This window comes from Chitinophaga sp. G7 BAM 1005 (assembly GCF_057126945.1).
On the sequence record NZ_CP181478.1, the window covers coordinates 5,027,804 to 5,048,914 of the forward strand.

Sequence of the window (21,111 nt, forward strand, 5' to 3'; positions counted from 1 at the left end):
ACCATGATTTACGGAATCTCATTGATCTTATTAAGCATCATCGCTGTCCCCTCCCTGTTACTGTCAAGAAAACCCAATGCAAAGGAATTGCTGGAAAAAGTGGAACCATACCAGGGATGGATAGGAATTATTTTCTGTTTCTGGGGAATCTGGGGCATAGTAACCGCCGTATTGCATATGGGCTGGCTTACAGCAGCTCCGATCTGGTGGGGAACATTACTGGCGGGCAGCCTGGTAGAAGCCTGCTTAGGTTTTTTACTTGGATATCCGCTCATCACTAAATTATTCCTTTCCAAAAGTGAAAAAGCTATGGAAAAGGCGGTACAGATCAGGGCGAAAATTGCTCCAAAACAAGGGAAGCTCGGGATATTGGGCATTATCGTAGGCATATGGATGATCGCAGCTTCTTTAATATTTACGATAGCATAAGTATATATTTTCCAGTAAGTCAAAAATAAACCAATGAAAAAAATACTACTGGCTGCAATGATATTGTTTGCAGCATTGAATAGTTATTCCCAGGAAAAGGAGAGCTCCATCGAAGTGAGGGGCATTGCCAAAATAGACCGGGAAATTGAATCCTACCTGATAGATTTTGCAATAATAGACGAATTGAGAGAAGATGACGGGAAAAAAACTTTTGAAGATCTTAAGAGTGCTTTTTTTGCCCAGGCTAAAGCAGCAGGTTTTGAGGAAAGCCGGTTTAAAGAAGATAAGATGGGTTATCAGACGTTGCAATATTACAGGGAAGGCAACTTATACACATTTGAAACCCGCTCCAAAGAAGAACTTTTAAAAGTTGCAAAATTGGCAAACGGAGTTGTAGTGAATATAATAAGCACAAGGTTAAAATTTAAGCCTGTTAAAGACAGTAAAAAACTATATGAGACCGCATTTAGCGACAGCAAAGAAAAGGCCGCCAGCATTGCAAAGGCAATCAATAGAAAACTAGGCGCGGCTATTACGGTTACAGATCTTAGCTCTCCTGAATCAGGATCTGAAGAAAACCTCTCTTATAGGCCGGTTACAGATCAATATTACTATCTGTCTGTTAAATTTCTGATAGAGTAGCCGGCCTGTCATTCATTTGTTATCTCCCAGCATTAAGGCTCAAAAGGTATCGTAATCAAGCTCATTTAGTCCACTTATTGAGCCTTATTAGATATCCCTTTGAGCCTTATTTCAATTAAAGCTCAAAAAACAGTCATTTGTAGCTCAAAATATCTTAACTTTGAGCCACAAATGACTTTTCAATGAGCCAGAAGGAACAAATACTTGCCTACATTACGAATAACCCATCTCTTTCCTCAAAGGAAATCTATGATGGAATGACTCTTCATATAGCTTATGCGACCCTCAAGAGAACACTAACCCAACTACTGAAAGAAACCCTGATTGTTACGGAAGGGAAAGGAAAAGGGACCAGGTATTTCATCAGCCCATCATATAAACTGCTACATCCGGTTAGTATTGATGAATACTTCAAATTGGAACAGGATCAACGAACCATTAAAAGCGACTTTAACCTGTTTTTGATCACTAATATCCTGGTCAATACAACATTGTTTACTACTGAGGAACAACAACACTTACAGGCACTACATAATACATTTAGAAAAAACGTCTCCAGCCTATCCCCCACTGAATATCACAAGGAACAGGAACGCCTGGCCATCGACCTAAGCTGGAAATCATCACAGATTGAAGGTAATACCTACTCTTTGCTTGAAACTGAACGTCTCCTAAAGGAAAAAGAAACCGCAGAAGGCAAGCCTAAAGACGACGCTACTATGTTGCTCAATCATAAAGAGGCACTGAATTTCATCATTGAACATCCCGATTATGTTGTGCCACTAACAGTAAGCCGTATCGAAGATATTCACAGTATACTCGTTCGGGATCTTGGTGTAAACCGCAATATCCGTAGCGGGAGAGTTGGTATCACTGGCACTAACTATCGCCCACTGGATAATGAACACCAGATTCGCGAAGCATTACGCGATATGTGTGAACTAATCAATGCCAAAGACAACGTATTTGAAAAAGCTTTATTGGCATTAATTCTACTATCCTATATACAGGCATTTGCTGACGGCAACAAAAGGACGGCGCGTATTATTAGTAACGCAATACTAATCGCACATCAATACTGCCCTTTATCTTTCCGTACTGTTGATTCTGTACTCTACAAAGAAGCCATGCTTATCTTCTATGAACAGAATAACATCAGTGCCTTCAAAAAGATATTTATAGACCAATATGAGTTCGCAGTGAATACTTACTTTTAAAGATATAGCCCGCAAGCATAACAACTTACGGGCTATATCATTATACTTCGCCAGAACTAGAAAATAAACCGCAACCCCAGCTGCGTTTGCCAGCGGCTTAACAAATCCGGGCTGGCAATAAAGGTTTCTTTCAAAGAAGGATCGAACTGGTAAGTGGGTACTCCATTGGTTACGCCCGTTACAGATATCGGCTGGAAATACCCCGAGTTGCTCGCATACTTCCGGACGCCCCATTTACTGCTGATCAGGTTACCGAGGTTAACTACATCCAGGCTGATTTGCACCGTCCGGATTTTCTCCCCGGTCTTAAAATAAAAGTCCTGTAATACGCGCATATCCACCTGGCTGAACCAGGGACTCACTCCTGCATATTTTTCTGTGTACATTCCCCGCCGGCTTCTCAGGTAATGATCCTGTTCGATGAATGCTTTATACGCAGCTTTCTGGGCTGCGGCATTCTGCACTACGCCGTTTACATCAGTAAGAGGTGCAAATTGCATTAAGTCGATTTCGCTATTCTTTGGAACATAGAGCAGGTCGTTGCTGGTAGTACCATCGTTGTTGATGTCTCCTCCATAGATATAGGCGAAGCGGTTACCACTGCTCCAGTTACCGAAGAGGGAAACGGTGGTGGCATATTTACCTTTTCCGTAGTTGAACTTTTTGCTGGCAGCTACTACGAAGCGGTGGGTGTTTCCATAGAGGGAAGGCGTATTCCTGGCCTCGTTGGCGTTATTGAGAATAGGGTTCCGGTCGAATGCGTCGCCGCTGATCTCTGCTGAAATAGAGCTTGCATCGCGCGACACCAGGTAATTATAGGCGCCGTATAAAAACAGGTTGTTGCTGAACGTTTTCTGAACGGTGAAGCTGGTATTGAACTGGTCGCCTGTTTTTGTATTGGTGAAAATATACGCATTCACAGCACCTTTGTCGGTGTCTTTATAAACGCTTCGTGTATCGCCGATACCGCTGTTCAATGATCCGGTAGGCGTACCCAGTTTATAGTTTCTTACCATCATGGCGTTTACATCTTTCGAGTAGGCTACATCCACACTGAAGATAGTTCCCTGCCCGGCCCTGATATCGGCGCCGATGTTGGTACGCCAGATCTGCGGCCATTTAAAATCGCGGTCGGTGGCACAATAAAACCCGGAAGTGGGGTTACCGATCTGGTTACCAATCCAAACAAACGGGAAGCGGCCGGTAAAGAGACCGGAACCGCCTCTTAGCTGTAAGCTTTTGTCGGCTTTTACATCCCAGTTGAAACCGACCCTCGGGGAGAACAGGGGTTTAGACGAAGGAAGCCGGGTATTATCCAGTTGTTTTCCCTGGCCGTTTGTAACCGGTTCTCCGTGTTCATCGAAGAGGGTCAGGTCATCATTATTTGGAATGGTTGGTGAAGTTTTTTTGCCATCCGGCGATTGAAAAGAGGAATTCATATAAAGAGGAATATCCATCCGTAGACCGAAGGTAACCCGCAGGTTATCGGAGGCCTTCCATTCATCCTGCAAATAGGCTGATAACTGTGCCACCGTGATATAATACCAGTTCCATTTATCGGCGGCGCCTGCGGCTCTTGCTGCCGCTACATCAACATCCAGAGGGTATGCGCCAAAAACATATTTACCGCTAACCGGTACACTGTCTTTAAAAACCTGGATATCCGCATCACTGAAGAGGGTGGCGCCATAACCGGTGAGGTTAAATGAGTTCCCGAATTTAAAGGACTCATAAGATCCTCCAACAGTAATTGTATGTTTTGGGAGGATGATGTTGAAATTATCTGTTACCTGGAAAGCATCCTGGTTCAGCCGGTTGTTGATGGAAAATGGCTCATGCCCGGCTACGATGTACATGGTACCATACTTGGTGATATTCAGTACCGGAAAGGGTTCGGAGAAAGGCGTTCTTTTATCCTTGAAAGTGGTATACACGGCTCTGAGCTTATTGGCGTAGTGGTTGCCGAAGCTGGACTTCAACTCAGCGCCGAAGGACTGCAATCTATTTTCGATTTCGTAGCCGGAATTCCTGAACTGCAAGGTTTGGTAATCGGGGCCACGATCGCGGATAGCATTGGGGTGTGCAGGTTTTTCTTTAGTTGCCTGCAGGCCATTATAGGTAAAAGCCAGGCTATGATTTTCGTTGATCACCCAATCCAGTTTTGCCAGCCACTTATAATTTTTTTGTTTGAGATTAAAACCCTGCCAGGGACCGGTTTCATAGTCGAACTTGTCCCGCAGGATATCGCTTACGGCTACCAGGTCCGATTCCAGCACGCGGGAAGTATTATTATTGTTACCGTTGCTGGCAGTACGGGCCACATAGCTACTGGCGGCATCGTCCCGTTGTTCCGTTTCAAAATTGGCGAAATAGTAAAGTTTGTTTTTGACAATGGCGCCTCCTACTGCAAAGCCCGCCTGTAGTTGTGTGAGGTCGGGTACGGCTATTTTGTTGCCATCCACTTTTTTGCCGGTCATGCCCTGGTTGCGATAAAAACCGTAAACGGTACCGCCGAAAGTATTGGTACCCGACTTGGTAACGGTATTAACGCCGGCGCCGGTGAAGCCCGCCTGGGTTACATCATAGGGCGCCAGGTTCACCTGTATCTGGTCGATGGCGTCGAGAGAAATGGGTTGAGCGCCTGTTTGTCCGCCGGGTGTAGGCGCATCCAGGCCAAATGGATTATTGAATACGGCGCCATCGAGTGAATAGTTGTTGTATTGCCCGTTGCGGCCGGCGAAAGAGGTACCGTTGATCGTTGCAGAAGCGGAGGGAGTGAGCCTCGTAAAATCGTCTGCAGAGCGGGAAATAGTTGGCAATTGGCGCAATTGCCGTGAGCTGATATTGGAAGAGGCGCCTGTACGCTGGTTATCGAAAATTTTGGAACGGCCGGTAACAGTGATGGCCGAGAGGTTAGCAGAGCTGAGTTCCAGCTGTAAGTCCAGCGCTGTGTTTTGTCCCAGTTCGAGGAAGATGTTCTCTTCCGATTTCTCTGAATAACCCACGAAAGAGGCAGTCACTTTGTAAGGGCCACCTACCCGGAGATTAGGTACCTGGAAGGAGCCATTATTTTGGGTAATAATGACTTTGCTGATGCCCGCCTCCCGGTATTCGATTTTTACGGTGGCGCCGGCTAATGGTTTGCCATCCTTACTTTGAATAGTGCCACTCAGGGTGGCAGTGGTTACCTGTGCATTGACAAATACGCTGGTGAGCAGACATAATAAGGTCAGGCATCCGGTAAGAACTGGATTTCTCATAGCAGCAGTTGATTTTGGTTGACTATGAATGTATCGTTTTTTCGTAACCTTTTATTAACAAATTTTACACAGGATAGCTATGGGTACTCATTTTAGTAGTAAATAAAAAGCAACATAGATTCAGCATACATATGCTATAATCGATATCTAATTAACGGAAATTGCGCGCTGAATAAAGCGTGCTTAAAGACTGACTGCGGGATGCTTCATGGTTACTTTGCATACGCTTCGCATATACTTAGTACATGCTTAATACATGGAGATAACCCGGAGGGGACGTGGAGGGGACGTGGACTTGATCACAGGGCCCTTTACCATAGGGCTTTACAGACGAAAAAATACCGGGCGTTGTAGACTATACGACTCAAAAAGTGAAACGGAGTGCTAAAAGTGAGTGAACGGCATTCAATACATCATTGCATAAATGCCGCTCACCTTCTTAAAAACCTTTTAATTTCATTGAATTTTCCGGAAAGCACACAAAAAGCGAAAATAAGGCCAATTTAATACAGCAATTAAAATCTGGCAGTGCGCTAATCTTCCCAAATCACAAAAAGTAAATCAATAAAATCAGCGCAATCCGGAGAAAGACAACCTCCGCTTATTGCCAGTTAAACACCCGTACAAAATACGGTCTGTACCTGTCAGCACTACCGGGACTATTGAAGTTAGTAGAAAAATCAGTGGGATTGATATTGTAAGAAATCACCAGCTCCCCTTCCCTGCTGAGTGCATGATGCACAAACGAATTATAACTGATGAAACCTACGCTGTATTGATCCGGGATATGGTACAGTGTCCGTTTGTTCGTCCACGGTCCTACAGGGGTGTTTGATTCAAGAATATAGATATCCAGTCCGAAAATAATCTGCTGCGATACGAGGTAATACTTGCCATTTTTATAAAACACATTCGGCTGGCTGATGTCATTACAAACATTATACTTTACCGGGGTGGTGCTCCATCCGGCGCCGTTGTAATATTCCCAGGTTCCCGTCAGATCATGATTGGCTGCGCGGGCGACGTACATAGAAGAGGTGAGAAAACCATTTTCGGTGCTGTACATGTATGTATAGCCATCGGGGGCTTTCATGCTGCCGGCGCTGTAGTTACTGAGTACGTCTTTATCCTGGATCAACTGGTTCAGCTGCATGGAGGGTAAATCGAAAATGGCGAGATCTGTGCTTACGTGCGCAAAGTCCCAGGCGCCGCTGCCGGTTTTCTTCACATGACTTAACAGCATCTGCACTTTATTGTTATATACCTGTCCGGCGCCGGGCCAGTACCAGTCCTGGTCTTCGGGTGCGGCGCCATATTTGATCCAGGTTTGACTGGCATTACCTGAACCGGGGTTAAGTTGAACAAAGCTTTGCAGGGAGGTATCCAGTTGCAGGTGTGCAGCGTTGCGGAGCATCACGTTGTTGGTGCGGTTACGGTCGGCGCTTACCTGCCCGAAGAAACTATCCTGGAATGACCATAGGAGACGGCCATCCGGCAGTAATACCGAATAGCAGCCATCGCCGCCATTCCAGCCCTGGTAGCGGGTAAGATAATCGTTGTAATCAAGATCGCTGTATACCGTTACCGCCGGATTCCACTGGCCATTGTTTGGCAGCAGTTGCAAACGCGGGCCGGCAGTGGCCTGGTTCTTTTTCAGGATCCGCACATACCAGTATTTTTGTGTTCCTGCTTCGGAAGTAACCCGGTAAGCATAACGGTTGTTGTTAGCAGAAAAATCCACCTTCACTCCCGGCGCAGGCAGTACCGTGGCATTTTTGGACACCATTACCAAAGGGCTCACGGCGCTCAGGTCCGCATCATCTTCTACCCATACGGTAACGGTAGCAGAATCTGCTCCGTTTACTATCTCTGAAGTACCCACCTGGCCTTCCGGCAGCCGGAAGGAGATGATGGCGCGTTCCTGGCTTTGATAACCACTGAGCGGGTTCTTCACACAGGAAGTGAAAATGCCGCCGGTGATCAATAGCAATAGCATTTTGTTCATAAGATTATTTATTTAAAGCTGATTTGGAGACCCAGGTTTACCACACGCTGATTGATGTATGCATCACCGGCGGAGTTACTTGCTACTTCGGGATCCTGCTGGTATTTATCGTAGTTGGTCCACGTAAACAGGTTATACGCACTCAGGTACACACGTGCATTATTCAACCGGCCCGGCAGCCAGCGGCTGGGCAGCTGATAGCCCAGGTCCACCGTTTTCAGCCGCACATAGCGGGCATCTATCAGCCAGAAATCCGACATATATGTACGCGCACTGTTTACGGTGGTAGGATTGCTGGTGAGCCGCGGGAACTGCGCTTTATCTGCATTCTCCGGCGTCCATCTTTGCTGGTGAATTGGCTGGAACTGGCTCTGGAACGTTTCTATACCGGTGCCCACTACACTGAAGCTGTATCCGAAAGAACCCTGGAACAGCAGGTTGATGCTGAAGCCTTTGTAGTTGGCGCCAAGCGTAAGACCCAGCACCGTGCTGGCCAGATTGGGTTTGCCAATGGGGCCCTGGTCGTTGTTATCAATTACACCATCGCCGTTAATATCTTTGTATTTGAGATCGCCCGCCTGGATGGGATATTCGCTGAGTGGTGTGGCGGGTTTATCATGTGTATTGGCCTGGATCTTCTGGATATCTTCGGGTGTGTAGAAACCAATAAAGGTGTATCCGAATGGCTGATCGATGGGCAGTCCAGTTTGCCGCAGCCAGGGATAGGCGGGTTGTGCTTCGTCTTTAAACAGTACTTTGTTTTTGAAGTATTGGAATACGAGACTGGTATTAAAGTTCACCTGGCGGATATTTCCCCGGTAGTTGATCTGCCCGTCGAAGCCCTGGTTGCTGGTTCTGGCCACGTTGGTGGGGCTGTAGCCAATGCCTATCATGTTAGGCACAGAGCCTTTGCGTACCAGCTGATCGAAGCGGATATCGTGAAAATAATCTACCGTAAAAGATAGTTTGTCTTTAAAAAGATTTACATCGATCCCCACGTCTGCCTTTTTTGCTTTTTCCCAGCTCACGTCCATGTTGCCAAGATCGCCTTCATAGATGGAGCCGGATTGTGTATCATTCTCCCCGAAAGAATAACCGCCGCCATTGATATATTCCTGGCGGTACAGGTAACGGTTACCTGAAGTAACGTCGGAGCCTACCACACCGTATGAACCACGCACTTTCAGGAGACTTACAAAGCTGTTGTTCTTTTTAAAGAATGGTTCTTCTGAAATACTCCAGCCCACTCCCACAGCGGGGAAGAAGCCATTACGTTTCTTCGCCTGGAACCTGTCGGAACCATTGTAGGCGCCATTAAAATCGAGCAGGTATTTCTGTTTGTAGTTGTAGCCTGCCTTAAAGGAGAAGCCCCTGAAGTTGGCAGGAATGTCTGCCTTCGACGTATAGCTTTGCCTGTTATACAGCGCCAATGCATTAAAGGTGTGATCACCGAAAACACGGTTATAGCTGAGGAAAGCCTGTGTATTCACATTGCGGCTATAGAGGTCTGTGTTACCTGTTACCCTGTACTTTTGCAGGCGGTAGTTGCCGCGGGGATCGAGGGTGTACGACTGATCGGCCGGGTTATAGTAATACGATGGCGGTTCCGCTTCGCGGAATAAATTTCTTGCATACTGTTCGATACCGCCGTATGCCACACGGCCTGTGAGCGACAATCCTTTCGTCAGGAAATCGAGCTGCTGTGTGATGTCGTACAGCACATCGAAGTCCGTTCTTTTGGTGCGGCTGTAGCCGCCGTTGGCGAGTCGTGCGTTGAGTGTGGGCAATGCATCCTTTGTATCCACGGCATAAGCGTAGCTGCCGTTAGGGTTCATCATGGGCGCCGAATACGGATGTATTTTTTCAAAATTGTATACTTCTGATACCACGTTGGCCGACCGCGGCTGGTTAATGTCACCGAAACGGGTGGTGAGATTGAGCCGCATGGTTAACGTTTTGGTAGCGCGCATATCGAGATTGGAGCGGAAATTATACCTGCGGAAGAAGTAGTTTGTATTCACTTCGTTTCTTGGATCAGAGAAGTCTTTCACCAACCCGTTCTGTGTGAGAAACCCGCCGGAGATAAAGTATTTCACCGCTTCTGTTCCACCGGAAATATCTACGTTGGTATTGGCCTGGTAAGCGTGTTTTTTGAATACGGCGTCATACCAGTTGATATCCGGGTGGCCGTAGGGATCGGCGCCGGTTTTAAATAACTCAAGGTCCCGGGCGGTAAACTTCGGCGCCAGTCCATCGTTTTTGTAAGCTTCATTTACGAGTGTAGCAGCATCATAGGAATTCAAAAATTTTGGTGTTTTCACCGGCGACTGCTGCCCTGATTCCACGCGGAGGTTTACCTGCGGAAGTCCCACTTTGCCACGGCGGGTAGCCACCACCAGTACGCCGTTAGCGCCTTTGATACCATAGATCGCCGTGGTGGAAGCATCTTTCAGGATGGAGATACTTTCAATCTCATTCACGTTGATCTGTTGCAGCTGATCATAAGAATATTCTATGTCGTCCACAATGATCAGCGGTTTATTCCCATCGCTGTTGAGCGAGCTAACGCCGCGGATAAAAAAATCGGAAGCATCCTTTCCCGGCTGACCGGAACGCTGCTGTGAAACGAATCCCGGCAGCTTTCCCATCAGTGCATTCTGCACGTTGGCGGTAGGTACATTCCTGATTTCAGCACCGGTAATAGCGCTTACGGCGCCGGTGCTGGTGATACGTTTAGCGGTATTGAACCCTACCACCACCACTTCATCAATGCCCTGGGTGGAAGACTGCAACACTACATCCACGGCATCGCGGCCGGCAATATCCACTTCCTGGGCGGAAAACCCGATCAGTTTTACGAGCAAGGTATGGGAGCTGCCTTTCAGGGCGAGTTTGAACCGGCCGTTGGCATCGGCTATCACGCCGTTGGTGGGCACGCCCTTTTCCGAAATGGAAGCGCCGGGCAGCACCCCATTCACATCTTTCACGGTACCACTTATATTTTTTTGCTGGGCCGTTGCGGAGAATGGTGCAGCAACCAGCAGCAGGAGAAACAGTATAATATTTTTCATCTTCAGTCAGTTAAATTTCTTGTAAGGAATATGACTTTACCAGCCCGGATTCTGGCGCATGTTATCGTTCTTCACCACTTCATCGTATGGAATGGGATACAGATACATTTTGGGCGCTATAAACACCGGTTTAAATACTACGGCTACGTTGTAGTTAAAGGCCGGGCCATCCTTGATGATGTTCATGCCGTGCAGTGATTTTCCGTACACCTGCTGCGCAATTTTCCAGCGGCGGATATCCCAGAAGCGGTGTTCTTCAAAGGCCAGTTCTATCCTTCTTTCGTTGTGCACGATGTTACGCATTTCATCTGCTGTCATATTTTCTTTGAGCCCGTACATGCCATTGCTGCCTGCTGCAATACCTGCACGTGCGCGCAGATCCTTCAACACCTGGTATACTTCTGCGGTGGGACCGTTGGACTCATTTTCTGCTTCTGCAAAATTGAGCAGTACTTCCGTGTAGCGCAGGATGATCCAGTCGTGGCTGGTATTGCTGTATTGCGTGGCATTTTCAAAGTTGCCCATGAACTTGCGCATGTAATAAGATGTTTGCGTGCCGGGTTCTGCGCCGCCCGGTTTGTGCTGACCGCCCTGAAATGTTTGCAGCTCTGTATTCAGCCAGCGGGCGCCGTTGTACAGGATGCTCATGGCCAGGCGCGGATCGCGGCGGGCATAGGGATCATTGGAGTTGTAGCCGGATGCCGGATCGGTGATCGGTAGCCCGGCATTGGTAGGGAAGGCATCTACCAGTTCCTGGGTGGGATTGGTGCGCCCTCTCGCTACCGCGGCAAAACCTACCGGTCCGTTGGTACTTTCAATTTCCGTAGTGTTTCCCCCCTGGCGGAAGAAGATAACCTCACTGTTGTTTTGGGTAATGAATACGTCTTTGAAATTGGGCGCCAACGAAAAAGTTCTTTCATTGATCAACTCGCGGGCGGCGTCTGCGGCTTGTTTCCAGCGGGCTTTATCATAACTGTTGTAACCTGTGAGCGGATTATTGGCCTCCATATTTTGTCCATTGAACAAGGGACTGGCGGCATATAGCAACACGCGCGCTTTTAATGCCAGTGCAGCGCCCCTGGTGGCGCGGTGACTGTTCAGCTCCGGCGCCACAACAGGATTGGGTCGCAGACTGTCTTTGATGGCATTGCATTCGTTTACAATATAGTTTACACAATCTGAGAAAGAGCTGCGTGGTATCTGCACATCATCTCCCAACTCTCTTACTTTATCTCCCATCAGTGGTATGCCCCCATAGCGTTTCAGCAGTTCAAAATAAAACAGGGCCCTGATAAAACGGGCTTCTGCCTTCCATGCGTAGCGGATAGAGGCGCCGTTGGGTAATTTTTCTTTTACGGGCGATACATCGATGTTGGACACAAAAAGACTGGCAGCACGGATAGCGGCGTAGCAGTTGTTCCAGGGTGATTCATCTGCGATGGGCGCATAGGAAGTGTACGCGCCGGTTGCGAGCTGTGATACCGCGGAGGTACCCACCAAACCGGAGATGGCATCGTCTGACGCGGCGTCGAGCAAATCGCCGCCTACGCGGTTGTAGCCACCGGGAAGTTTAGAATAGATGCTGTTAAGAAATTTGTTGGCATAGGTACCCAGTGAATCATCCTGGTCAAATACATACCCGATGGTTACTTTTTCGAGTGGAATAACTTCATAATCTTTTCTGCAGCTGATGATGACTGTCATACAGCCGGCCAGGAAGATCAATATGCGGAAATGTTTCATGGTGCGTTGTTTAGATGGCTGACTAGAATTTTATGTTGATACCGGTGTTCAGTACCCGCTGGATGGGATAGGCTCCCACTCCTACTTCGGGGTCAACGAAATCGTATGCAGCGTGTGTAAACAGATTTTGCGCATTGGCAAACACCTTTACGCTGCCGAGCCGCACGCGGCTTGTCCAGCTGTAAGGGAGATTGTAAGCGACGTTTATATTTTTCAGGCGGAAGTAATTGCCATTGCGTACCCAAAAAGAGGAACTGAATTTATTGTAGTTATTGTTGGCATCAGCAGTTAAGCGTGGATAGGTTGCAGTACCTGCTGTTTCCGGTGTCCACCGGCCGGTGATCTGTTCATACGCCTGCCCGTAAGTAAAGTTCTGGAACTGGAAACCTGCTTCGGTGGCAAAATTATCTACATAATTAACCCTGTTGGTTACACCCTGTAACAATATGCTTGCTTCTATTCCTTTCCAGGAAAATCCGATGTTAACGCCATAATAAATACGTGGTTTATCAGTACCGATGGGTGCTTCATCAAACTGGTTGATGACGCCATCGCCGTTGAGATCCTTGTAACGTATGTCGCCCGGCAGCGGCTTGTAACCGGCGATGGTAGCACTGCCGGCAGCTTCTTCTGCTGACGCAAAAAAGCCGTCTGCTATGTATCCGAAGCGCATGCCTACCGGCTGTCCTGTTCTTTTGTTCCAGTTGTAGTCGCGGCGCTGTTCATCTATAAACACCACCTTCGTACCTTCTATACTTCCGTTGGCAGTCACAAAAAAATTAAGCTGCTTTATCCTGCCCTGGTAGGTTGCGGTGAGTTCTCCGCCCTGGTACAGGTTAATGCCGATATTTTCCGGGGGATAAGCAGCGCCGGAGAGGGCAATACTTTTTCCACGTATCTGTAAGAGGTTTTCGTATCGGTCGTGGTAGTAATCGCCTGTTATCTGCAACCTGTTATTGAATAATGACAGGTCCATTCCCACATCCAGTTTGCGTGCTGTTTCCCAGGAGATATTCACATTGGCCAGGCCGTTCTCTTTGAAGCCGGAAGCCGGGGAGCGTGCCGTTCCCTGGGAGTAGATGCCGCCGCCAATGCCATTATCTTCGCTAAAGTCCTGGCGCCAGATGTAGTAGCCGGAATTATCGATACCGTTGCCGGTGTGTGCGTAGGTACCTCTTAGTTTCAACTGGTTTAACCAACCGTTGTTTTCTTTGAGAAAACTCTCCTGCGCGAGGTCCCAGCCGATACCGCCACCGAAGAAGGTACCGTATTGTTTGCCGGGCAGATACCGGTTAAAGCCGCTCCTGTTAAGGGCGCCTTCTATGAAATATTTATTGGCGTAGTTGTAGGCCACTTTACCTGATAGGTTGGTGGATTTACCGGGCAGATCATAGTTAAAGATGGTTTGCCTGGTATCAGCCAGCACTACGGCATTCACGCCGTGGGGTCCAAACTGCCTGTCGTAGTTCAGTGATACCTGTCCAAAGAAATACTGCGCGTTAAAAACGGAGATGAAATTATTCTGCTGCGCCACGGCGTTGCCGGCTTTGGTATACAGGGTGTCTTCATCTGTGATGGTTACCCGGTATACCAGGTCATTTTTACTGCGGTCTATTGCATTCGCCGATTGTATAGACAGGTTGCCTTTCCCTTTTACAGACAGTCCGGGCAGCCAGTCGCCGAGGTTGTAGCGCAGATCTACATTTGCCATCACATCTTTGCTGTTGTCCTGTATATAGCCGCTGTTGATGGTTTGCGACAGGAGGTTGCTGGTTAGATTGGTGGTACCACCCCAGCTGCCGTTAGGATTGTAAACGGGATATGCTCCATTGGGTGTTCCCAGGAGTGTTCCCAATATATTATTCGTTCCTGCGCCCGGCTGTGTTCCTTCCTGGAGGCGGCCAAAGAGCTGCATACCTACATTAAGGTTACGGGTAACATCGATGTTTACATCGGTATTGATCAGGTAACGCTTTAATCCTGCGTTGGTATTATAGTTGTTATCGGAAGAAGTTTTGAAGATACCCTGCTGACCGGTATAATTGAGTGACACGGAATACCGGGCTACATTACCACCGCCGTTGATGTTGAGGTTGTAGCGGGACATGGGCGCATTATCCTGCAGGATGGTGTTGTACCAATTCACATCCGGGTTGGTATAAGGTTTTGTATGATCGCGGAATGCGATGAAGTCGGCTTCCTTGTATAGTGGCGCTTTACCATCATTCTGCAGCGCTTCGTTCAGCAGGTAGGCATACTGCCATGCGGGTAATGGCTTTGGCAGGCTAAGGGACTGCTGTATGCCTGTTTGTGCAGTAAAGGATACGCGTGGTTTGCCCGCGCGGGCCCGTTTGGTGGTGACCAGTAATACGCCGCGGGAACTGCGTTGACCAAGCATGATAGTAGACAATCCATCTTTCAGCACTGAAATCGATTCTATATTTTCCGGATCGATGGAAAATACATCCCGCTGAATTCCGTCTACCATCGTTACCGGTACCTGCCCGCGTAACGATAAATTCATTTCGGTGTTATCATTGGGTTCCGATGCACCTGGTTTAGGAATATTCCCGATGAAGATGTCTACATCAAAATTATTACCCGTGCCCGGATTCCGGAACCCGCTTACCTGCTGGGTGTAGAGTCCTGCCAAACGGCCTGGTAGCGCATAGGCATACAATGTAGCCGGTGTGGTGGATAATTGATTGGTGTATACCGTAGCAATGGAGCCTACTGAACTTTTTGGTGAGGCATCTCCATAGAGTACGGGAATACGTTGTGGTAAAGGGATAAACAGTTCATCCATGCGCAGTGTGAGCGCTGCGGTGTCGCGTATTTTTTGTTCTATTGCTTTGTAGCCGGGATACCGGATAACGAGTGTGCTGTTCAGCGCAGCATGGATACTGAATGTACCGTTGGTAGTGCTGCTGGTGGTGTCGCCGGTATTTTTTACGGAGATGGCCGCCCCTGCAAGTGGCTGGCCATAGTTATCAATCAGCCGGCCGGAAATGATACCGGTTTGCTGCGCCTGTGCATTTGCGCAAAGCGTAAGTACACAACAGGCAAGGGCTGAAATATATTTTTTGATGTAGCTGTGAGCCATTGTTATTGACATTTGAATGTGTACACAAAAGGGGCAGCAGTATTGCTAAATCCTACTTTCACTGTGCCGGTAGCATCTGTAAAAAAGTATTCGATCTTCTCCAGCGTTTGTCCTTCCTGCATGTTGAAATATGAGCGGGGCCAGATAGTGATAGCTGATTTATTGCCGGTATAACTTTTCAGTTTTGAATTGTCTGTTTGCGTGCAAACTTCGAGGATATGCCCATCGCTGGTATATCCTTTTGCGCAGAGATAAATGCTGCCTACGCCATTGAGCGCTGTGGGCACTACATCCGGGTCGAAGCTCAGGGTGAGGAAATCATTGTCGGTGGCTACGCCGGGGCTTACCGCCGCTATCTGCGGATTACAGAAGTCGATAAGATCACCCTGACCATCTGTAATGGAGAAGCAATCTTTGAACATGCATTTGTATACATTACAGGAACCGAATACATCGCTGAGTCCATCGCTGCTGGTGCCGAGGAAATAACCCGTTTTAAACTGTATATTTTCCGGACCGGGTTTGATCACCATTGTTACATCGATCTTATCTTTTACACCTTGTGGTACGTTATACGCCTGATCTGTCCAGAACACCACCCATTCGAGGTTATCTGTCATGTAGTTGCCGCCCATGCCGAACCTGTTTTTCAATGCAGCGGGCCAGGACAGGCCGCCGGCTAGAACAGAAGAAGGCACCGGTACCATTTTACCGTTGCCATATGAAGTGGTGGTGTAGGTGATGGTAGAATTGGCTGCGGCGGCCCAGCTTTTAGGCGCCAGGAAGCCGATGATCAACCTTACGCCGGTGCGGCCACCATCCGCCACATCGATCCGGTTATGCATCACGATGGTCATTTCTTCGCCTGCCTTTGCAGCAGGGGGCTCGTCCACCCCATCGAGGAATACACAGCCTGCCAGCAGCAGCAGGAACAGGACGATACCGTATGTATAATTTTTCATAACGTGTTGTATTGTGTTGGATCAGGGATTCAATCTTTCAAGTGTGTAGTCGTATGTGTTGGCGGTGCAGCCGGGACTGAACGTAAAATTGATGTTCCGTTTCCCGTTCACCACCGGGTATGTGAAGGTGGTGCTGACCGGGTTGCTGATACCTGTTTGACTGAAGCTGATCCGGAAAGGATACTTAGGATCATCCAGTGCATAGCTGCCGTTTTTACTGACTACAAAGGGCAATGGATTTTCAATGGTGTATTGAAGATCTGTAGTGAACCGTATCCTGAACTTTGTGAAGTCCGTGAGTGTGGTGATATCCACGCCATTGCGCATTGCTTTCACGATGCGCCATTCGCCGGCAATATCTTTTACCGGCTCGGGCACGAGTATTTCATTGCGGTGGCAGGAGTTGATAAAGAGTACCAGTATTGGCATCAGTAAACATATGTGGAATCTTGATTTCATCATGTTGCTTTTTACCAGGATGGATTTTGTTTTAACTCGGGCGATTTCGCGGTTTCTCCCTGCGGGATAGCCCACAGGTACATTGCTTCGCGGAAATTGTGTTTGCGTACGGGGAAGATGGTATAGGTAACGTTAGCGCCATTGCGTTTTACTTCCATGCCGGTCATCTGTTTATTTTCCGTTTGCGCCGCTATTTTCCATCTTCTCACATCCCAGAAGCGATGGCCTTCAAAAGCCAGTTCCACTCTCCTTTCCGCGCGGATGGCCTCTCTCATCTGTTCTTTTGTAAATGCTGCGGGCAATTCATACGGCGATAGCCCGGCGCGTTTACGCACCAGTTCCACGGCATTGTATACCTCCTGCACCGGGCCTGCATATTCGTTCTGTGCTTCTGCGAAGTTCAGGAGGACCTCTGCATAGCGCATCAGCGGAAAGCAACGTTGCGAACCGTGGATAAAGTTGGCGGCGATATTTTCGTCGAGCATTTTATTGGTGTAATAACCGGTGGGGGTTCCGGCGTGGACTGCATCCTGACTGATACCTTTGCCATCGGGGCCCAGATAAATATTGACTGGTTCTTTCAGGCCGGTGTTCTGGATCAGCAGTGTCTGATCACGGATTACGGAATAAGCCAGCCGCGGATCGCGGTTGCTGTATGGATCGGCTGCGTTGTAGCCTGACGAGGGGTCGGTAATAGATTTACCGTTTGCCATGCCGAAGGCGTCTACAAAACCCTGGTAAGGAAAGCCTCCCTGGGCGCCGTTCCGCGATGGTGGTTGCCAGGCGCTTTCGAGTTCACGGTTACCACCCTGCATCCTGGCGAAGATATATTCCGGGTTCACCCGGAGGGTAAATAATTTGTAAAAGCCATACCCGGGTGCGGTGGTATTGTCTTCGTTCAAAGAATAAGCGGCGGTATTCATGACGGCAGCGGCGGCAGCGGCAGCCAGTTTCCAGCGTTCCGGCATATTGTCGGGGTACCCGGTAGGGGCATCCTGCGGGTTGATGCCGCCACCATTAAAGAGCGGGCTGGCGGCGTATAGCAGCACCCTGGCTTTCAGCGCCAGGGCAGCGCCTCCGCTGGCCCGGCCATAGTCTTCCCGTATCCGCACCAGCGGTAATACGGCGGCTGCGGCATCACATTCCGATATGATGTAGTCCACACATTCCTTATAGGAGTTGCGCACTGCGGGGATTTTATCTTCTACCTTATACACAGAGTCGCCGAGTAGCGGAACGCCTCCATAGTGTTTCAGCAGATCGGCATAATACCATGCTCTCAGGAAGCGTGCTTCCGCGCCCATTACGTTGCGGATATACGACGGGATGGGTGAGCCGGGCAGGTGTTTCAGCAGCTGGTTCACCCTGCGGATATTGGTATAGGGCAGGTTCCAGGCATCGGCGCTGATGATGGAAGGGTTGACGGTACCGGTGGCAAATTGTATGGAGGTGGTGACTGTGGCGGATTTCTGTGGCTCCGCCTCATCACAGGAGGCGTCGAGGCCGCCGTTGCCAAAGCGGGTAGCGCTTTCCGCAAAGCCAATGTCGACGTAAATGTTGGTGAGGAAAGCGACAGTGCGGGCGCTGTCGGCAAATACCGTTTGCTCGTCCAGGTTAGTCGTTTCCGTCTGATCCAGGAAGTTTTTTTTACCGCAGGAAGCGAGGGTAAAAATTCCTATGCACAGGCATACAGGAGCAGTGAACGCGAATTTCATTTTCATAACGTTAATACGTGTTAGCATCCAGCTTTTGGTGATAAAAATTTACATACGTGGCATGACATTGCCTGCCTGTAAAAGCGGTCTTCTACAGTGGCTTATGATGCGGGATCTTTTTTGATTGGTTACTGTTTGTCCCTATGGTATGACACCTTAAAAAGACAGTACCGCCATTCTTCCGTTAATTTTTATTTAATTCCCCAGTTTTGTGCCGGTTGGTTACCCATTTCCAGCACCAGTGTACCGCCGGCGGTGATATCTGCGTGGTTGATATAACAGTGCTGATATGGTTTCCCGTTTAGCCACGCACGCTGAATATAGCGGTTGGCAGGCGTATTATTGCGGGCGCTGATGGTAAACGTTTTGCCTTTGGCGTAAGCAGTATCGAGGGCGACGGTAATGTTACCGAACACCGGGCTGGTGATTTCATACCGCGTACTTCCGGGGCATACAGGATGCAGTCCGCTGGCGGCCAATACATACCAGGCCGACATCTGCCCTACATCTTCATTACCTACCAATCCCTCTACAGAATTGTGATAGGCACGGGCGCAGATTTCACGGGTCCATTTCTGGGTAAGCCAGGGCACGCCCAGGCGGTTGAATAAAAACGGTACGTGATGTACCGGTTCGTTGGCATGGTTGTAATAATCGTTCCACATCATGTTTTGCGGTACTTTATCAAAGAATGTGGTCAGATCTGCCAATACTTTTTCCTTTCCGCCCATGAGCGCCACCATGCCTGGTACATCCTGCGGCACAAACCAGCCCTGCTGATAAGGACTGCTTTCAATAGTGCCATATCCCTGCTGCATGCGGCCCTGCTCTAGCCAGGGTTGCCAGCTGCCGTCGTCATTGCGGGGACGGAACCATGCTTTAGCGGTGTCAAATACATTTTTATAATTGGCGCCACGGGCCAGGTATTTTTTGGCATCCTCCTTTTTGCCCAGTGCGCCGGCCAGTTTGCCGAGGCACCAGTCGAAATAGGCGTATTCCAACGTCAGCGATACGCTTAACCCGCCGGTGGAATATCCTTTGCTGCCGTTTCCAAATTTCTCTACAGAATTTTTGGCGAAAGCGTATCCTTTATTGATATCAAAGTTACGGATCCCTTTTGCCCATGCATCTGCCATTACCGACACCGCGGGGTTGCCGATCATACAACCGCTGTAGGCGTTGAGGAATTCCCAGCGTTCGAGGTAGTGGTTACCGCTTTCATCTGCCAGCGTTACCAGCGAATTTACCATATCGTTTACCACGCGGGGGTTGATGATGCTTTGCAGGGGCATCTGGCTGCGGAATACGTCCCAGCCGCTGAAGATGGTGCGTTTAGTGAAGTTTTTCACGGCGTGAACTTTTCCATCTCCCCCTATATATTTCCCATCCGCATCAGAAAAATTGCGGGGATCTATCATGGTATGATACAGTGCTGTATAAAATATTTTCTTCTCCTCTTCAGTGCCTCCTGCTACGGTTATTTTGCCGAGGGCTTTGTTCCATGCATCGAATGACTGTTGCTTAATGGCATCAAAGTTCCAGTCTCTGATCTCTGATTCCAGGTTATTTTTAGCGCCGGCGATGCTTACGAAAGAGATGCCTGCTTTCATCAGTACGGCTTCCTGTGCGTTGGTAGCAAACTCCGTGTAGAAGCCAAGATGTTTACCTGCTTTTTCTTTAGCGCCCGGTATTACTGTTGCCTTTGCGATCTGCTGCTGGTAGCGGGCGCTTTCAACATCTTCCCGTTTGCGCGACCATCCGTCGGGGATGTCTGCACTCCAGACACCATGTTTTGAAAATGGTTTGCTGAATTGTGCATAGAAGTATATGGTATAATTGCCTTTACCATCGCCGTTCCCCCAGCCGCCACCTTCCGGCGTACACTGCATGTATCCCGCGATGGTGCTGTCGTTGACCACTTTTACCTCCTGCCAGGTGGAGGTACCGCCTACCCTGCGGGCCAGATCGATCTGTATACGTGATTGCTGATGGGCGGGAAATGTAAAGCGCATGATGCCGCTATGTGGAGCGGCGGTCATTTCTGCGGTGATATTATTTTCTGTGAGCTTAACAGCGTAGTAACCTGCGGTGGCCTTCTCTTCTTTTTTTGAGTAGGTAGAACGATACCCTTCTTCCGGATGTTGCCGGCTACCCGCAGCGGTTTGCAGGGGGCCGGTGGCAGGCATTACCAGGAAATTACCAAGATCGCCATACCAGCCGATGCCGCTCATTTGGGTAAAAGCAAAGCCTTCTATGGTGGTATGTTCATAGCTGTACCCGGAGCCATTGTCGCCACCGGTAATGGTATTGGGGCTCAGCTGCACCATACCAAAAGGCGTGGCGGCGCCGGGAAATGTTTTGCCAAGACCGTGATAGCTGCCGGCGGCATCTTCACTGGTGCTGGCGCCTATGAAAGGATTTACATAAGCAGCGGGGCCTTGCGCCTTGCTGATAGTTGCAACAAAGAAGAGTGCCGAAACAAATATAGAAGCAGTGGTTTTCATC

12 protein-coding genes are annotated in these 21,111 nt (G+C 48.7%); 3 read left to right on the plus strand and 9 right to left on the minus strand.

The genetic code is table 11. The features are described from left to right. Positions 1–3 precede the first annotated feature (3 nt). The 3 genes from ACMXI2_RS20035 (at position 4) to ACMXI2_RS20045 (ending at position 2,288) form a co-directional block, all read left to right on the plus strand. On the plus strand, positions 4–429 hold the full coding sequence (locus ACMXI2_RS20035) for a hypothetical protein (RefSeq protein ID WP_483777843.1): 426 nt from the start codon (positions 4–6) through the stop codon (positions 427–429). Between the two features lie 33 nt (positions 430–462). Then, the gene (locus ACMXI2_RS20040) at positions 463–1,071 is read left to right on the plus strand and encodes an SIMPL domain-containing protein (RefSeq protein WP_483777844.1); all 609 of its coding nucleotides are present in this window, start codon (positions 463–465) and stop codon (positions 1,069–1,071) included. Positions 1,072–1,253: 182 nt separating this feature from the next. Continuing rightward, positions 1,254–2,288 carry a Fic family protein gene (locus ACMXI2_RS20045; protein ID WP_483777845.1) on the plus strand — a complete coding sequence of 345 codons (1,035 nt, stop codon included), beginning with the start codon at positions 1,254–1,256 and terminating at the stop codon, positions 2,286–2,288. Between the two features lie 56 nt (positions 2,289–2,344). Here ACMXI2_RS20045 and ACMXI2_RS20050 read toward each other — a convergent pair whose 3' ends face one another. The 9 genes from ACMXI2_RS20050 to ACMXI2_RS20090 form a co-directional block, all read right to left on the minus strand. Further along, positions 2,345–5,548, minus strand: a complete 3,204-nt coding sequence (locus ACMXI2_RS20050) for a TonB-dependent receptor (protein WP_483777846.1) — start codon at positions 5,546–5,548, stop codon at positions 2,345–2,347. A 601-nt stretch (positions 5,549–6,149) separates the two neighbouring features. Next, positions 6,150–7,553 carry a DUF5005 domain-containing protein gene (locus ACMXI2_RS20055; RefSeq protein WP_483777847.1) on the minus strand — a complete coding sequence of 468 codons (1,404 nt, stop codon included), beginning with the start codon at positions 7,551–7,553 and terminating at the stop codon, positions 6,150–6,152. Between the two features lie 8 nt (positions 7,554–7,561). Further along, entirely contained in the window at positions 7,562–10,624 is a 3,063-nt protein-coding gene (locus ACMXI2_RS20060; RefSeq protein WP_483777848.1) for a SusC/RagA family TonB-linked outer membrane protein, read from the minus strand. A 36-nt stretch (positions 10,625–10,660) separates the two neighbouring features. Further along, on the minus strand, positions 10,661–12,367 hold the full coding sequence (locus ACMXI2_RS20065; RefSeq protein WP_483777849.1) for a RagB/SusD family nutrient uptake outer membrane protein: 1,707 nt from the start codon (positions 12,365–12,367) through the stop codon (positions 10,661–10,663). A gap of 22 nt (positions 12,368–12,389) precedes the next feature. Beyond that, entirely contained in the window at positions 12,390–15,470 is a 3,081-nt protein-coding gene (locus ACMXI2_RS20070; RefSeq protein ID WP_483777850.1) for a SusC/RagA family TonB-linked outer membrane protein, read from the minus strand. Between the two features lie 2 nt (positions 15,471–15,472). Further along, complete coding sequence (locus ACMXI2_RS20075; protein ID WP_483777851.1) at positions 15,473–16,432, minus strand: DUF4961 domain-containing protein; 960 nt, start codon at positions 16,430–16,432, stop codon at positions 15,473–15,475. A gap of 21 nt (positions 16,433–16,453) precedes the next feature. Then, positions 16,454–16,891 carry a DUF5004 domain-containing protein gene (locus tag ACMXI2_RS20080; RefSeq protein WP_483777852.1) on the minus strand — a complete coding sequence of 146 codons (438 nt, stop codon included), beginning with the start codon at positions 16,889–16,891 and terminating at the stop codon, positions 16,454–16,456. A gap of 11 nt (positions 16,892–16,902) precedes the next feature. Further along, positions 16,903–18,612, minus strand: coding sequence for a RagB/SusD family nutrient uptake outer membrane protein (locus ACMXI2_RS20085; protein WP_483777853.1), 1,710 nt, complete (start codon positions 18,610–18,612; stop codon positions 16,903–16,905). Between the two features lie 185 nt (positions 18,613–18,797). Then, positions 18,798–21,110 carry a GH92 family glycosyl hydrolase gene (locus tag ACMXI2_RS20090; protein ID WP_483777854.1) on the minus strand — a complete coding sequence of 771 codons (2,313 nt, stop codon included), beginning with the start codon at positions 21,108–21,110 and terminating at the stop codon, positions 18,798–18,800. Between the last annotated feature and the right edge of the window lies 1 nt (position 21,111).

What these genes read in the sequence shown, in the direction of transcription:
- ACMXI2_RS20035 (WP_483777843.1), top strand. Translation starts at nt 4, where the DNA reads ATGATTTACGGAATCTCATTGATCTTATTAAGCATCATCGCTGTCCCC.
- ACMXI2_RS20040 (WP_483777844.1), top strand. Translation starts at nt 463, where the DNA reads ATGAAAAAAATACTACTGGCTGCAATGATATTGTTTGCAGCATTGAAT.
- ACMXI2_RS20045 (WP_483777845.1), top strand. Translation starts at nt 1,254, where the DNA reads ATGAGCCAGAAGGAACAAATACTTGCCTACATTACGAATAACCCATCT.
- ACMXI2_RS20050 (WP_483777846.1), bottom strand. Translation starts at nt 5,548, where the DNA reads ATGAGAAATCCAGTTCTTACCGGATGCCTGACCTTATTATGTCTGCTC.
- ACMXI2_RS20055 (WP_483777847.1), bottom strand. Translation starts at nt 7,553, where the DNA reads ATGAACAAAATGCTATTGCTATTGATCACCGGCGGCATTTTCACTTCC.
- ACMXI2_RS20060 (WP_483777848.1), bottom strand. Translation starts at nt 10,624, where the DNA reads ATGAAAAATATTATACTGTTTCTCCTGCTGCTGGTTGCTGCACCATTC.
- ACMXI2_RS20065 (WP_483777849.1), bottom strand. Translation starts at nt 12,367, where the DNA reads ATGAAACATTTCCGCATATTGATCTTCCTGGCCGGCTGTATGACAGTC.
- ACMXI2_RS20070 (WP_483777850.1), bottom strand. Translation starts at nt 15,470, where the DNA reads ATGGCTCACAGCTACATCAAAAAATATATTTCAGCCCTTGCCTGTTGT.
- ACMXI2_RS20075 (WP_483777851.1), bottom strand. Translation starts at nt 16,432, where the DNA reads ATGAAAAATTATACATACGGTATCGTCCTGTTCCTGCTGCTGCTGGCA.
- ACMXI2_RS20080 (WP_483777852.1), bottom strand. Translation starts at nt 16,891, where the DNA reads ATGAAATCAAGATTCCACATATGTTTACTGATGCCAATACTGGTACTC.
- ACMXI2_RS20085 (WP_483777853.1), bottom strand. Translation starts at nt 18,612, where the DNA reads ATGAAAATGAAATTCGCGTTCACTGCTCCTGTATGCCTGTGCATAGGA.
- ACMXI2_RS20090 (WP_483777854.1), bottom strand. Translation starts at nt 21,110, where the DNA reads ATGAAAACCACTGCTTCTATATTTGTTTCGGCACTCTTCTTTGTTGCA.